Annotated in this window: 15 protein-coding genes; 8 read left to right on the forward strand and 7 right to left on the reverse strand. The window is 43.6% G+C overall.

The genetic code is table 11. The features are described 5' to 3' along the window. Positions 1–18: 18 nt before the first annotated feature. The gene (locus BMX50_RS18240; protein WP_091211986.1) at positions 19–516 is read right to left on the reverse strand and encodes a TspO/MBR family protein; all 498 of its coding nucleotides are present in this window, start codon (positions 514–516) and stop codon (positions 19–21) included. A gap of 158 nt (positions 517–674) precedes the next feature. On the opposite strand from BMX50_RS18240, the gene BMX50_RS18245 reads away from it, so the two are divergent. From BMX50_RS18245 to BMX50_RS34590, 7 genes are all read left to right on the forward strand, one after another. Continuing rightward, entirely contained in the window at positions 675–1,034 is a 360-nt protein-coding gene (locus BMX50_RS18245; protein WP_091211987.1) for a cupin domain-containing protein, read from the forward strand. Between the two features lie 235 nt (positions 1,035–1,269). Next, positions 1,270–2,040, forward strand: a complete 771-nt coding sequence (locus BMX50_RS18250) for an SGNH/GDSL hydrolase family protein (protein WP_091211988.1) — start codon at positions 1,270–1,272, stop codon at positions 2,038–2,040. 208 nt (positions 2,041–2,248) lie between these two features. After that, the gene (gene abc-f, locus BMX50_RS18255; protein WP_091211989.1) at positions 2,249–4,171 is read left to right on the forward strand and encodes a ribosomal protection-like ABC-F family protein; all 1,923 of its coding nucleotides are present in this window, start codon (positions 2,249–2,251) and stop codon (positions 4,169–4,171) included. Positions 4,172–4,427: 256 nt separating this feature from the next. After that, complete coding sequence (locus BMX50_RS18260; RefSeq protein ID WP_091211990.1) at positions 4,428–5,678, forward strand: type IX secretion system plug protein; 1,251 nt, start codon at positions 4,428–4,430, stop codon at positions 5,676–5,678. Between the two features lie 114 nt (positions 5,679–5,792). Then, a complete protein-coding gene (locus tag BMX50_RS18265) occupies positions 5,793–6,344 on the forward strand; it encodes an acyl-CoA thioesterase (protein WP_091211991.1) in 552 nt (183 codons plus the stop codon). A gap of 55 nt (positions 6,345–6,399) precedes the next feature. Next, entirely contained in the window at positions 6,400–6,600 is a 201-nt protein-coding gene (locus BMX50_RS18270) for a YqaE/Pmp3 family membrane protein (RefSeq protein WP_091211992.1), read from the forward strand. 382 nt (positions 6,601–6,982) lie between these two features. Then, positions 6,983–7,150, forward strand: coding sequence for a hypothetical protein (locus BMX50_RS34590; RefSeq protein ID WP_167667999.1), 168 nt, complete (start codon positions 6,983–6,985; stop codon positions 7,148–7,150). A 417-nt stretch (positions 7,151–7,567) separates the two neighbouring features. Here BMX50_RS34590 and BMX50_RS18275 read toward each other — a convergent pair whose 3' ends face one another. From BMX50_RS18275 to pfkA, 4 genes are all read right to left on the reverse strand, one after another. Further along, the gene (locus tag BMX50_RS18275; protein WP_091211993.1) at positions 7,568–8,083 is read right to left on the reverse strand and encodes a hypothetical protein; all 516 of its coding nucleotides are present in this window, start codon (positions 8,081–8,083) and stop codon (positions 7,568–7,570) included. 688 nt (positions 8,084–8,771) lie between these two features. Next, entirely contained in the window at positions 8,772–9,767 is a 996-nt protein-coding gene (gene gap / locus BMX50_RS18280) for a type I glyceraldehyde-3-phosphate dehydrogenase (RefSeq protein ID WP_091211994.1), read from the reverse strand. Positions 9,768–9,773: 6 nt separating this feature from the next. After that, positions 9,774–10,622, reverse strand: a complete 849-nt coding sequence (locus BMX50_RS18285; RefSeq protein ID WP_091211995.1) for a hypothetical protein — start codon at positions 10,620–10,622, stop codon at positions 9,774–9,776. A 7-nt stretch (positions 10,623–10,629) separates the two neighbouring features. Further along, positions 10,630–11,616: a 6-phosphofructokinase gene (gene pfkA, locus BMX50_RS18290; RefSeq protein WP_091211996.1), complete on the reverse strand. Its 987-nt coding sequence runs from the start codon at positions 11,614–11,616 to the stop codon at positions 10,630–10,632. A 129-nt stretch (positions 11,617–11,745) separates the two neighbouring features. On the opposite strand from pfkA, the gene BMX50_RS18295 reads away from it, so the two are divergent. Further along, entirely contained in the window at positions 11,746–12,438 is a 693-nt protein-coding gene (locus BMX50_RS18295) for an NUDIX hydrolase (protein ID WP_371328320.1), read from the forward strand. A 644-nt stretch (positions 12,439–13,082) separates the two neighbouring features. On the opposite strand, the gene BMX50_RS18300 is transcribed toward BMX50_RS18295, so the two are convergent. Further along, entirely contained in the window at positions 13,083–13,943 is an 861-nt protein-coding gene (locus BMX50_RS18300) for an N-acetylglucosamine kinase (protein ID WP_091211997.1), read from the reverse strand. Positions 13,944–14,272: 329 nt separating this feature from the next. After that, positions 14,273–15,202 (reverse strand): Nif3-like dinuclear metal center hexameric protein, encoded by a 930-nt coding sequence (locus BMX50_RS18305; protein ID WP_091211998.1) that lies wholly within the window; start codon positions 15,200–15,202, stop codon positions 14,273–14,275. Positions 15,203–15,295 lie beyond the last annotated feature (93 nt).

Below are 15,295 nucleotides of genomic sequence, written 5' to 3' on the forward strand. Positions count from 1 at the left end.
AATAGTGTTTTTTATGAGCTATCGGTTAAGGAAATAAATACTCGTATTAAGCACGCTGGCAAAGCTTACCCATAATAAATAGGGAACAAGCAACCATGCAGCAGTACGGTTGAATTTATTAAACCAAACGATGTTTACCAGTATGCTGAACCACAGCAAAATGATCACGATCAAGGCTCCCACTATCTGGTGCATGCCAAAGAATACTATCGACCACGAAAAGTTTAAAATAAGCTGAATGAAATACACCGACCGGGCAATAATGTAAACTGGCTTACGGCTGCGGTGTTTCCAAACCAGGTAAGCTGCAGTCGCTATCATGATATAAATTACGGTCCATACCGGTGCAAATAACCAGGGTGGTGGATTAAACGACGGCTTTTTAAGCGTGCTATACCAGCCTGCAATTTCGGGCCGGGTTACCAGCGATGCAACAAAGCCAATAAATAATACAATGAGCAGGCTAATGAGGTAGGGCAAAAATTGAAAACGTTTGGTGGATACAGCTACAGGCATAATGATATTTGAACCGTTGAAAGAAGCGTAAGTTTTATCACGAACGAATAATCTTTAAAACTAACTAAAATGAAGTTTACTCTTACTTAAAGCAACCGTTTTGCAATAAATACACAACTTGTAGGCAGTATTAACAGTTAAATGTTAGTTTAGCCCGTATGATAAAAGCCTACAGGTTATACACCGGCGATGACGGTCACTCACATATAGAAAAGGGGATGGTTGAATTAGGTCCGCTTAGTGAAGCGCTGGCTATCAGGTTTCAGGAGTCGGAGCCGTATGCGTTTTATGATTATCATAATGCCCCAACTAATCAGTATGTAATAACCCTTACTGGTACACTTGAATTTGAAACCTATCCCGGCGAAAAGTTTATCCTCAAGCCCGGCGAGATATTGATAGCACAGGATACCACAGGAACAGCACACCAATGGAAACTGATTGATAACGAACCCTGGAAACGGGTGTATGTTACCTTCGATCCGGCAAAGCCTGTAAATTTTGTGGCAGATAAATAAAACAATAACCGCCGCGGGTTTAATGAACTGCCGCAGGTTTAGCGCAGCGTAACCTGTGGTCGGGTATAGCCGAAGCTTTCAGCTTCGTCCTGAAGCTGAAAGCTTCAATGATGTGTTACCAGATCGTTTTTTGATGCACGTAATATTCCTTTTACAAATGCTGATACAAAAGCCAACAAAATTTTAATAGTTACAGTAAATCAGTATTTTCGGCAAATACCTTTATAATCTACAAATGAAAGATACCGAACAAAACTATCGCCGCCATTTTTTGAAAACAGCAGCGGTAGGTACTATTGCCTCAATGGGGCTCTCATCTATCGTTTCATCGGCGTTGGCTGCCGAAAAACCGGCAAAGAAATTAACTTTTAACCAGGGCGATGTAGTGCTTTTTCAGGGCGATTCTATTACCGACTGGGGGCGCGACCATAGCAAAACCGAACCCAATACTACCAGCGCTTTAGGCTCTGGCTATGCGCTGCTTACTGCTTCACAATTGCTGCTTAAGCACGCTGATAAAGGTTTAAAGATCTACAATAAAGGCATCAGCGGTAATAAGGTATATCAGCTTGCCGAGCGTTGGGATACCGATTGCCTTGCCCTTAAACCAAATATACTGAGCATCCACATAGGTGTAAACGACTTTTGGCATACCCTTACCGGCGGTTACAAAGGTACAATAGATACTTATATGGCCGACTACAGAGCTTTGCTGACCCGTACCAAACAAGCTTTGCCCGATATTAAACTGGTAATTTGCGAGCCCTTCGCCGAAAAAAATGTGAAGGCAGTTGATGATAAATGGTACCCTACATTTGATACCTTCCGCAAAGCAGCCAAAGACATAGCTACAGAGTTCGACGCGGTGTTTGTGCCTTATCAATCAGCATTTGATAAAGCCGAACAAACAGCACCAGCCAGCTACTGGAACCTTGATGGCGTACACCCAAGCGTAGCCGGCGAAGCCCTTATGGCCCAAACATGGTTGAAAGCTGTGGGAGCGTAGTTTTAAGGTAAAAGGATAAAGGTAAAAGGCAAAAGGTAGCTACAGCTTTGCAAGTGGCTCACCTGCATTTTTTTAACCTTTCGCCTTTTGCCTTTGTCCTTTCACCTTCCCCAAAAGACCTTTTACTTTTCTGCTTTCACCTCCCCCTGAAAACCTTTAACCTTTCGCCTTTAACCTTTCGCCTCAAAAACTGTATCTTTGCGCGTAAATGATTGCTATAAATAACCTTACGTTCGAGATTGGTGCGCGGGCCTTATATGATGAAGCCAACTGGCATATTAAACCCGGTGAAAAAATTGGTTTAATTGGTGCCAACGGTACTGGTAAAACCACCCTTTTAAAAATTATTGTAGGCGACTATAAACCTACCTCCGGAACTGTTTCAATGGCTAAGGACCTTACTATGGGCTACCTTAACCAGGATCTGCTTTCTTATTCATCTGATAAAACCATTGTACATGTGGCTATGGAAGCCTTTGAGCGCCAGAACCAACTGCACGACGAGATCGAGAACCTGCTTAAAAAGCTGGAAACGGATTATAGCGAAGAACTACTAAATAAACTAAGCGATAAGCAGCACGAGTTTGAACTGCTTGACGGTTACAATATCGAATATAAAGCCCACGAAATTTTGGCGGGCTTAGGTTTCAGTGATGACGATTGCAAGCGTAAACTAAGCACCTTTTCTGGTGGTTGGCGGATGCGTGTAATGCTGGCCAAGATCCTGTTGCAGGCACCTGATATCCTGCTGCTGGATGAGCCTACCAACCACCTGGATTTACCATCTATCCAATGGCTGGAAGACTACCTGAAGGCTTTTACCGGCGCTATCATCATCGTATCGCACGATAGGTGGTTCCTGGATAAGGTGATTAACCGTACCGTTGAATCGCGCAAGGGCAAGCTGACTGTTTATGCAGGCAACTACTCTTTCTATCTCGAAGAAAAAGCCCTGCGCGAAGAAATTCAACGTGGTGAGTTTAAAAATCAGCAATCAAAAATTAAACAGGAAGAGCGTTTGATCGAGCGTTTCCGTGCCAAAGCTTCTAAGGCAAAAATGGCGCAATCCCGCATCAAAATGCTGGATAAAATGGAGCGGATTGATGATGTGGATGATGATAATCCATCCGTTAACTTCGCTTTCCGTTTCAGTAAGCAATCGGGCAGGCACGTGATAACGTTGGAGGATATTGTTAAGAAATATCCTGCTATCGATATTTTAAATGGGGGTGAGGCGGTAATAGAAAAAGGTGATAAAATTGCCCTCATTGGTGCCAACGGTAAAGGTAAATCAACGCTGTTGCGCATCATTGCTTCGGCCGATAAGGATTTTACAGGTAAGGTAACTACAGGTCATAACGTAACTACTACGTTTTTTGCCCAGCACCAGCTGGAGTCGTTACACCTCGAAAACCAGATATTGCAGGAGTTGCAGGCATTCGCGCCAAAACATACTGATACCGAGCTGCGTACCATTTTAGGTTCGTTTTTGTTTACCGGCGATGACGTTTTCAAAAAGATCAAGGTACTATCGGGTGGTGAAAAATCGCGCGTGGCTTTGGCTAAGGCGCTTACTGCCGATGCTAACTTCCTGGTACTGGATGAGCCTACCAACCACCTTGATATGCAGTCGGTTAATATCCTGATCCAGGCGCTTGACCAGTACGAGGGTACTTTCATTGTGGTATCGCACGACAGGTATTTCCTTGATAATGTTGCCAACAAGATCTGGTTTATTGAAGACCAGAAGATTAAAATTTATCCGGGTACTTATGCCGAGTTTGACGAATGGTACGCCAAACGTAAACTGGAACCAAAAGCTGCTGCACCTGCACCTCAGCCCAAAAAGGAAGAGAAAAAGCCTGAGCCGGTTAAACAACCACAAGGCGAAAACAAGCATCAGCAGTTAAAAAAACTGAACCAGGACCTGGCTAAAATGGAACAACAGATTGCCGACCTCGAAAAAGAGGTAAAGCAGTTTGAAACCCAACTGGCCGACGAGAAAATATATAGTGACGGCGCCAAACTAAAGCAAACCAACGCTGCCTACAGTGCCAAACAAACCGAGCTGAAACAAATGCAGGAAAAATGGGAAGCACTGGCTGAGCAGATATTGGAGCTCGAATCGTAAGATTAATCTCCATGTCATTGCGAGGAACGAAGCAATCGCGAACAGTACAGGGTCGCTCTGTATAGCATGCGGTTGCCACGCTATCGCTCGCAATGACATGGTGGTTTAGCGATATTATAAATTAATCAGTCATTGCGAGGTACGAAGCAATCCCCAATTAGTAGAGTAGCTATCCAAGTTTCTCTGTACAGTTTAGGATTGCTTCGTTCCTCGCAATGACGTTTGTTTTATAGTTTAAACGGAATTGAAAGTTGATATGAAAAAACTTTGCCTGATTTTCTTCACCATCCTGTCATTAAACTCCTTCGCCCAATCTCCCTATAACAACAACGTTTACTCGCCGGCTATAAAAAGCGTTGAGTTTTATAACACTGCCAAGCAGGGTTCTTTCCCGGTAATTAATTTGGGGACCGACGAAAAGGTGCTGCTAACCTTTGATGACCTGCGCGGGGGCAGTCGTAATTATTATTATACCATTGAGCATTGCGATGCTAACTGGAACTCATCAAACCTTTCATCTGCCGAGTACCTGCAAAGTTTTACCGACGACAGGCTGTACAACTACAGCTATTCAACCGGTACCATGCAAAAGTATACCCATTACGAAATCTCGTTACCCAACAATAACATCGCTCCCAAAATATCGGGTAATTATGTGCTGAAGGTTTATGAAGATGGCGATCAAAACAAAATGGTGCTTACCCGCCGCTTGTATGTGCTGGGTAAACGCGTATCAATAGCTGCCGATCTGGTAGCTTCGGCCAATAATGCTACACGGCAAACCAATCAGAAAATCAATTTTACGGTTGATTATTCGGGCCTTGTTGTGCAGAACCCGGCTTATGCCCTGCGTACTTTTATTATGCAAAACGCCCGTACCGAAACGGCGGTGCTTAATGGGCAGCCAACCTATATCCGTGGTTCGCAATTAATTTATAATGATGTAAGCATTAACGATTTTCCTGGGCGCAACGAGTTCAGACTGTTTGATACGCGTACACTTAAGCTCAACTCGCAGAGGGTAGCCAAAATTTATAAAGATTCAACCAACGTGGTAGTGCTGCTTGGCGACCCGGTGCGCGACCAGCCCAACTACATTTTTCAGTACGATAACGACGGCAAATTTTACATTTTGAATAACGACGGCACCACACCGGCTACAGATGCCGATTACGCGCACGTGTATTTCACCCTGTCAACCAATAAAAACCCTAACGACGGAGCGCCGTATGTGGTAGGCCAGTTTAATAATTACCGGCTTGATGATAGCAATAAGCTTCACCCGCTTGATAACGGCAGGTACACAGTAAATATGCTGTTAAAGCAAGGTGTGTACGATTATGAATACGTTTGGGTAGATGCCAAAACAGGCCAGGCAGATGATATCCCCTTTGAGGGAAGCCACTTTGAAACCGAAAACGAATACCAGATGCTAACCTACTACCGTCCGCCTGCAGCCAGATGGGATGAGCTGGTAGGTTTCAGGGAGTTGGTGACTAAGAGGTAGACCTCTCCTAAATCCTCTCCAAAGGAGAGGACTTTAAAAACTTTGCAAATAAAAGTCTCCCCCTTGGGGGAGATTTAGAGGGGGTGCGTATCTTTGCCTCAAAACACTATCTATATGACCGGAAAATCGCCGCAGGAATCATACACCATCATGAACGAACTGGTATTACCCAATGATACCAATACCTTAAACAACCTGATGGGCGGCAGACTGCTGCATTGGATGGATATCGCAGCCGCTATTTCGGCGCAAAAACATTGCAACAGGATAGTGGTTACAGCATCGGTAGATAATGTATCGTTCCAGTCGCCGATAAAGCTGGGCGATGTGATCAGTATTGAAGCCAAGGTTACCCGGGCCTTTACAACCTCTGTTGAGGTAAGGATGGACGTGTGGGCGCAAAACATCCCATCGGGCACCAAAGTAAAAAGCAACGAGGCATACTACACCTTTGTGGCTTTAGATAAAGACGGGCAAAAAACTGCCGTCCCCGAACTGGTCCCCGAAACGGATAAGGAGCGGGCACTGTTTGAAGGGGCGCTTCGTCGCCGCCAGTTGAGGCTGATATTGGGCGGCAAAATGAACCCTAATGATGCTACCGAACTCAAAGCCCTGTTTTTTGGCGATCAGCTGCCACCCAACCTGGGCGAAGAAATAAAGCAGTAACAAATTTAAGGGCGTATGGTCTAAACAGTAGTTAAACATTAAAACTACTACAACCATGCGATACTTTTTGTGCTTTTTACTGCCACCCGCTGCCATTTTAACCACCGGCAGGATAGGTGCATTTATACTGAATATATTTTTAACCCTGTTTTTCTGGATTCCGGGTGTAATACATGCCATACTGGTAACCAGCGATTACTATGATGCCAAACGCCACCGTCAACTCATGCGGGCAACAAGGCGCGCAAGGTGGTAGACCGCTGATTTATGTGATTACGTTGATTTCGCTGATCATCTGAACCACCTGCAGTGGTTTAGTGCGGCATAACCCGTGGTTGAATACAATCCCTCCCCATCACGTCATTGCGAGTATCCATCAGGAGAAACCCTGAAAAAAAACGTAATGACGTGTGAAAATTATGCTTGATAATCAGTTATTTATGATCACGTCATTATAAGGTACGAAGCAATCGCGAACTGTACAGAGCAAACCTGCAATACCCCTCATCTTAAAAAGTCACGAGTACTCCACGCTTTTCCCTACGCTGCATACTCGCGCCAGTTGGGGGGGCTGGCCAGCGGTAGCCTGCAAGGGCTAAACCCTGCCAAATGCGCTGTGCTAAAAGGCCGGGAGGTTAATGTTGTTCCCCGATGCAAATGCTTACGATAAATGGAAGCTGAAAGCCCGTGAGCTGCACGAGGCCATGCCCGATACGGTCTTCACCGTCTCGACAGTGCTTGAAAGCATAGCCACCGAACAGGACAGGCTGAACGGGATTGACATTGGTGATGTGGTGCAGTGGTAGGGGATTGTCCGCCTGATGTTTGTTTGGGTAGTGACACAGTGTTACGGACGGACGGAAGTCAGAGATGCAGGACTTGGAGAGGCAGGAGGCAGGAAAAGCCCCCAGCACGTCATTGCCTCTCCACCATGTCATTGCGAGGCACGAAGCAATCGCGAACTGTACAGGGCAACTTGCTTAAAAAGTCACGAGTACGCCACACTTTTCCCTACGCTACCGCAAGCGTCCTCGCTTGTGGGCATCATGCTAAGCTATGCGAGCGGCTCATCAGGCTGTATACCTAAATGCGGGCCACAAGCGAGGACGCTTGCGGCAGCGGGGGGCTCGTCCAAAAGTTACTCCCACCACCCGTCAAATGGCTGTCATAAGTGGTTTTATCCACTTGTATCGTATATTAGGGGTAGCCTTGCTATCCCTTTTTTATAAGTTTAATAAATTATCTATTTCCTTGCCCACCCTAACTTCAAATGGTACATCCTTTGATTTTATTTCTTTAAGTGAATATTTATATTTCTTCTTAGTTGTATCTGCATAGATTTTCCCTGCTCTAAATAAACCAGATGCTATATCTCTGAATCTGCTAAAAACGTGAGGCTGATCTAAAGAACTGTCTATTTCTAAAACGTATTTTACTAACTCGTCAACAGTCCCTTCTCCTAATTCATCTAATACATAAAAGAATAATTGTATTGTCGTTAATTCTCTATTGTATGCCTTGGGTATATCTACGTCTACGTTCTCGTAATAATTTTTCCGTTGACTATTTTTATCTGTGCTATTTGTTATATTTTCATTTGTTAATTTGTCAATATTTACTCCATTCTTTAAAATGGTCAAACTATTGATAGTCTTCTCTAAATGCTCTAATTCTGCAAGTAATCGAGTCTTTTCTAAGCTCAACTGCCTTATTATCTCATTGTATGTTGCTTTATTCATCTGTGACTATCTGAAAAAATAACGTTTACAATATTACACAATTAATTTTTGAATATCAGTGTGTTATAATTCTTAATTTTGCCTAATTAATATGCAAGTTTTCCACACCGAGAATCAAATCACAATTAATAACCTTTTTGAAGCAAGCAGTCGGTGCAAAAATACCATCACTCTCAGTTGCATGCCCGCATCATCCGCAAAAAAATAAGCCTCCGTCCGCCACCCGTCCCTAAACATTGTAACACAGGTATACGGACGGACGTACACCAAGCCTTGTGCACAGGCCGCGTTAGGGATTGCAGTGTAAAGCCCACAGTGCGTGCAGGGATTGCGGGCAGGAAAGGCGAGGACTTGCAACGTAAAGCCCGGGCCGGAGGCTAACGCCATTGCTATGATTTGGGATTTCGGATGTTCGATTTCGGATTTTTAAATTTGCAATCCGTGTCGCGGTATCAATATTGTCAGAACTCGAATTTATTGAATTAAACGGGTAGACAGAATGCCAAACAAATTCAATAAATTCCCTTAATTCAATAAATTCGAGTTCTGACAAGAAAAATCCAGTCAATCGGGAAAATTCGCCCTGCACAGTTCGCGATTGCTTCGTACCTCGCAATGACGGGGTGGAGAACAAAAAAACGCCCTCCGGTTATCCGAAGGGCGTTTTTATATCTGATAAAATCAGCAATTATAATTTGCCAATTTCCTGAACAAGGTCGATCAGTTTGTTTGAGTAACCCCACTCGTTATCGTACCATGAAACAACTTTAACAAAGTTATCATTCAGACCGATACCGGCTTTAGCGTCAAAAATTGAAGTACGTGCGTCACCTTTAAAATCTTCAGATACAACTTCGTCTTCAGTGTAGCCCAGGATGCCTTTTAATTCGCCTTCTGATGCTGCTTTCATAGCTGCTTTGATGGCTTCGTAAGATGCACCTTTTTTCAAACGTACAGTTAAGTCAACTACAGATACGTCGGCAACCGGTACGCGGAAGCTCATGCCTGTTAATTTACCTTTTAACTGAGGTAAAACTAAACCAACTGCTTTAGCAGCACCTGTTGATGAAGGGATGATGTTTTGGTAAGCACCACGACCACCTCTCCAATCTTTTGCAGATGGGCCGTCAACTGTTTTTTGAGTTGCAGTAACAGCGTGTACAGTAGTCATCAAACCTTCTTCGATACCAAAGTTATCATCCAATACTTTAGCGATAGGAGCTAAACAGTTGGTGGTACATGAAGCGTTTGAAACGATGTTTTGATCGGCTTTTAATGCTTTGTGGTTAACACCCATTACAAATGTAGGGGTATCATCTTTTGCAGGGGCGCTCATTACTACTTTTTTAGCACCGGCGTCGATGTGTTTTTGAGCAGTTTCCTGAGTTAAGAACAAACCGGTTGATTCGATAACTACCTCAGCACCTACTTCATTCCATTTAAGGTTAGCAGGGTCTTTTTCGGCAGTAACGCGGATGGTTTTACCGTTAACAACCAAATGACCACCTTCAACAGCAATGGTACCTTTGAACTGACCATGGGTTGAATCGTATTTTAACATGTAAGCCATGTAATCTGGCTCAACAAGGTCATTAATACCAACAACTTCAATGTCTGGTCTTTCAATTGCAGCCCTGAATGCCAGGCGGCCAATACGGCCGAAACCGTTAATTCCTATTTTCATGATTTTTTAATTTTTACTTGAATAGTAGGTTAATAAATTATTTATGGGTTCTTTAATTATGTTAGTGATTTGCAGATCAGCTTCGGCGGCAGCTTCATACAAGTGTTCCTGAAAATTAAAAGCAACAGAGCCTGCAAAGTGAACAGACGTACCCGGGTGTTGCTGATATAAAGGTAACAAATAAGTAGAAATTAGCTTGCTAAATCCTTTTTTTATGACGTTTTGCAGATGATGATCGTTCTTGTTATCGAGGTAAAAATCGGTAAAAGAACTTAAAAATAAAGCGGGTTGTTTTTGCCTGTAAACCTTTTCGAGCAGGTTTTTACGGTCGGCATCGTACTTGTGAATAAACTTTTTGCGGATGGATGGGGGCAGGGTATCGTTCATGAACTCCTTGATGAGCTGCCTGCCCAGCCAGTTGCCCGATCCTTCATCGGCAAGGATGTAACCTAAACCGTAGTTGTTGGGCCAAACGCGTTTACCATCGTACCAGGCGGCGTTGCTGCCGCTGCCGCAAATGCTTATAATACCCGGCTCGTTTTTACAACAGGCAATAGCTGCACCGGCAATATCATGTTCAATGGATATTTTGCCGAACTTGAAAAATGCCGAAAAAGCGTTGTGTACTATCTTCTTCCGTTCGTCTGACGATGCACCCGCGCCGAAAAAGAAAATGCGTTTTATTTCTTCGGCGTGGTGTATGAGGTTGATGTTTTTATTGAGCAGTTGAAGGATATGCTTCTCGTCGTTAAAATAGGGGTTAATGCCATTGGTTTTAAAGGAAGCAACAGTTCTTCCCTTATCAGTGAGCCTCCAATGTGCAAAGTACGATCCGCTATAAACAACTGCAATCATTAATAATCTATATCGATAATATATCCATCATTTGTAAAAGATCTTCCTCAAGCTTAAACTCATGATGGTTAAGAGCTGCTTCAAGGTCGGTCATTAAAATGTGATTTGCCTGCAAACCTACCATTTTTTGTGATTCGCCGGCTATCAAAGCATTAACTGCTGCAAAACCAAGCCTGCTGCCCAAAATACGGTCAAAGCTTGATGGTGCACCGCCCCGTTGCAAGTGGCCTAAGATAGTAACTTTTATGTCGTAATTCTTAACTTCCTCTTGCACAGCTTTTGCCACGCCATAAACGCCGCCATTTTTATCGCCTTCGGCAACAATTACAATGCTTGATGATTTCTTGTTCATGTGGCCTTCTTTAAGGTTGGCAATCAAATCGTCAATGGCAGTAGCACGCTCGGGCAGTAAAATAGCCTCGGCACCGCATGAAATACCGGCACGTAAAGCAATAGCGCCCGAATCGCGGCCCATAACCTCAATAAAGAAAAGGCGGTCGTGCGCATCGGCAGTATCGCGGATTTTGTCGATAGCCTGGATAACGGTATTGGTAGCGGTATCAAAACCAAGGGTATAGGTTGAGCCGCAAAGGTCATTATCAATAGTACCCGGAACGCCCATTACAGCAATGTCGGGATATTTGCGCGAAAAGCGCAGTGCACCGGTAAAAGTACCGTCGCCGCCAATAACAACAAGGGCATCAATGCCACGGGCTTTAGCGTGTTGATAAGCCTGCTCCATGCCTTCGTCGGTTTTAAAAGGCAGGCAGCGTGCGGTTTTTAAAATGGTGCCGCCCAGGTTAAGGATATTACTTACCGAGCGCCTATCCATTTCGTACATGTCGTTGTCAATAAGACCTTTATAACCTTGTCTTATACCTACAACTTCCAGTCCGTTATATAGTGCAGTTCTAACTACGGCACGTATACAAGGGTTCATTCCGGGGGCATCACCACCTGAAGTTAAAACCCCAATTTTTGATATTTTACGCATCTTTCACTCCTTAAGTTTACGGTACGAAGATACTGTGTGTAAATTACACCATTAAATTTTATTTATTTTTTTTTGGATTAGAGATTAAGGCTATATATTTAAACTTATTAACTAAATCTCACTAATAGTTTGGAACTAATGTTACCTAAGTTTGATTCCGTATTCTCGATAGACTGCGTGATATTCGGCTTTGAAGCCGGCGAGCTTAAAATTTTGCTTATTGAGAGGAACGAGGAGCCGTATAAGGATTGGCTTGCGCTGCCAGGCTATATTGTTGAGCAGGACGAAAGCATTGATGATGCAGCCGAGCGTATATTATACGAACTAACAGGCTTGCGCGATTTGCACATGCAGCAGTTTCACACCTTTGGCGAGGTGAACCGTCACCCGCAGGGCCGTGTAATTACGGTTGCCTATTATGCGCTGATCCGTATAAACGGCCAAAAAGAGTTACGCCCGGTAACGCAGTATGCCAAAAAAGCGTTCTGGCACCCGGTAAGCGAGCTGCCTAAACTGGCGTTTGACCATAGTGAGATTTTTAAAACAGGCTTCAATAAAATAAAACGCAGGCTGCACTATCAGCCGATAGCGTTTGAACTACTGCCCGAAAAGTTTACGCTTACACAACTGCAGTCGCTTTACGAAGCTGTTTTAGATAAGAAACTGGATAAACGCAACTTCCGCAAAAAAATGCTGAGCTACGGCTTTTTGAAAGAGCTGGACGAGAAGCAGAAAGGCGTATCATACCGCGCCGCCAAACTTTACAAGTTTGATAAACGCAAGTACGGCAAGATTTTTCAGGGAGAGATGAACCTTGTGTGAGAGAAGCAAGAAGTCAAGATTCAGGAAGAAAGAAGTTTTTTTGAGATAAAAGAAAGGTTGGGAGATTTTCCAACCTTTTTCTTTTTTACATCTTCTCCACCCCGTCATTGCGAGGTACGAAGCAATCGCGAACTGTACAAGGGGATTTGCTTAGCCGCTCTGTAAAGTAGGGGATTACTTCGTACCTCGCAATGAGGTGGTGGGGAGCATGTTGGCGCTGTCCGCTGTACGTCCAAAGATGAAGTGACACAGGTATACGGACGGACGACAGAAAGGCACAAGTAGCCACTACTCTTTTTCCGCCCTTCATACTTGCGCCAGGAACTGGAGCCAGAAAGTGGGTGACGTAGCGTTCTTCAAACCCTTCACCACCATGTCATTGCGAGCGAAGCGTGGCAATCTCGTAGCCAACCCATGTCCGCCCTGTATAGCTACGAGATTGCTTCGTGCCTCGCAATGACATGGTGGAGAGGAAGCGACCAAGCAAGCGCCTCTGTACAGTTCGCGATTGCTTCGTTCCTCGCAATGACGGGGTGGTAGGGGAATACATGTAAACAAAAAGGACCGGAAAATCTTCCAGTCCTTTTTTATCTTAAAATCTTAACGTCTTAGGTCTTGACTCTTGACTTCTTAGGTCTTGACTCTTATAAAGAAGAAGGTGCTAATTCCAGGTGGTATTTCACCAGGTTATCTATAGGCGAGCGGATGATGCTGCCTACAACCATTCCGTTTTCAGTTGCTACCTCTTCCAGTACATTGCGGAAGTTATAACCTACCGAACCAATGCAGTTGAAAGTATATTTTTGATAATCAGGATAGTGAGTTACCAGGTTGCGGAAGAAATCCTCGAACGAGGTACGTACCAGGTTGCGTGAATATTCAAGGTGTACGTTGTTATCGTAAACAAATTTGCTGAAGCTTGCGCAAAAACGGTTGGCACGTGGCTGGGTGTAAACCTGCTCATTGATATCATCTGGTGTAAGCTTATAAGTTTCCCAGAAAAGGTTACGCACAGGCTCAGGCATGTAACCACGCAGGTAATCTGTTAACAGTTTTTTGCCGATGTAGCAACCACTGCCTTCATCACCCAGGATGTAAGCGCCTGAATCAATATTGTGTACAACTTCTTTACCGTCATAAATGCAGGTATTAGTTCCGGTACCTAATATAGCGGCAAAGCCTTCGGTGTTACCAAGCAAAGCACGGGCAGCAGCAAGCAGGTCATGGCCAATATTAACTTTAGCGCCGGTGAAAACTACTTTCATAGCTTCCTCAACAATTTTACGCATTTCAGGAGTGGAGCAACCAGCACCGTAATAATTTACCTCGGTGATCTGATTTTTTTCAAGATCGGTAGGCAGACTTTCGTTCAGTGATTGTATAATATACTCTGTACTTGAAAAGTAGGGGTTATAACCCTCGGTATTGAAGTAAACTTTTTTTCCCTCTTCGGTAACCAGGCACCAATTTGTTTTGGTTGAGCCACCGTCAGCAATTATGATCATAAATTTTGTTTTTTTAAAAATCGGTTAAAAGTAGGATTAACTTATTGTAAAAAAAACACTTTGTATTTCAAAAATTGAAAATTGCGATTTTTACTTAAATTATAGCTACTTTTTAATATAAATTAAACTTTAAATGGCGCTTTCGTGCCAATGTTATCAATAATTAATCAGGTCAACTATACCTTTTTTTTAAATGTAAAGTTTACAGATAAGCAGTTTCCCTTCGCACTTAAAAACAGAGTAATTTACAATTGTACGTAATGTTCCAATATTTAACAAAATATTGGCTTTAATTAATGCTAAAACGTGTATTTTGTATTACAAAGGTGTTACATAAACTGCAGCGAATTGCCCGGATGGATGTGTGTGGCTTTAATGCCGGGCACGTTTTGATGTAGCCAGCCGATCATAAATTCTGAGCCCGGTTCTTCGCTGGCAATATGCCCCAATACAATCAATGAAAGTTTATCGCCTTTGGCTTGTGCATCACGCACATATTCGGCAGTTTCCCATTCCGAGATTTCACCGCAAATCAACACATCGGGCTTCTTGGTGCTCATTTCGGTGATTTGCCTTTTGCCGCCTGCTGCCCCCGGAAGCAACAAAACTTTCTGGCAGCTTTGGGATGGATTGCCAATATAGCGTACCTTTTCAATCTTCAGTTTCTTTTTCAATGTTTCGATCAAAGCGCTTAACGAAGTAGAAGGGATGCTTAACAGGTTACCTGTTTCGGGTTTGTAGTAGCTTACCCAATCAAGCTGCTTTAATAAGCCTATACCTACACCATCGGGTTTAAGGCTGTGTATGGTATCGTGGTTGCGCCATACGGCTATGTTGTGCTTATCCAGCAGTTGTTTTTTGTACTGATATACATCATCGTTAGCTAACCAGGTGGTTTCATCGGCATGGTTATAAAAAGTAGGCTCGTGCGCTATTATAAAATTAGCCCCTAAGCTTATTGCTTTTTCAATAACGCCAATGGTGGCAAACATGGTGGTAACTATGCCGGTAACCACAATATCACGATTGCCCGATTTTAAGGTATCTACCGTATTAGGAAACGGAGCGCCCGGCACCTGTTTCATAAACAGGTCGATAATTTGCCCTACAGTTATGTTCTCTGCAGGCTTGGCAATTGTGGTAGCATCCGCAGCAAAAGGGGCCGACAGCAATGCAGCAGTACCAGCTAAGGCACCTAACTGGCCTATAAATTTACGACGGTCGGGATTATGGTTAATAGGAGAGGGGTTTGAATTCATGGTAATGATTGGGTTTGGTCAAAGATAGTACAGGCGAGTTAATTTCCGGATTTGTAATAATTGTGTGACATATTTATATCTTCGCATAAAATT

Origin of the sequence: Mucilaginibacter gossypiicola, assembly GCF_900110105.1 — a bacterium.
Lineage (GTDB): Bacteria > Bacteroidota > Bacteroidia > Sphingobacteriales > Sphingobacteriaceae > Mucilaginibacter > Mucilaginibacter gossypiicola.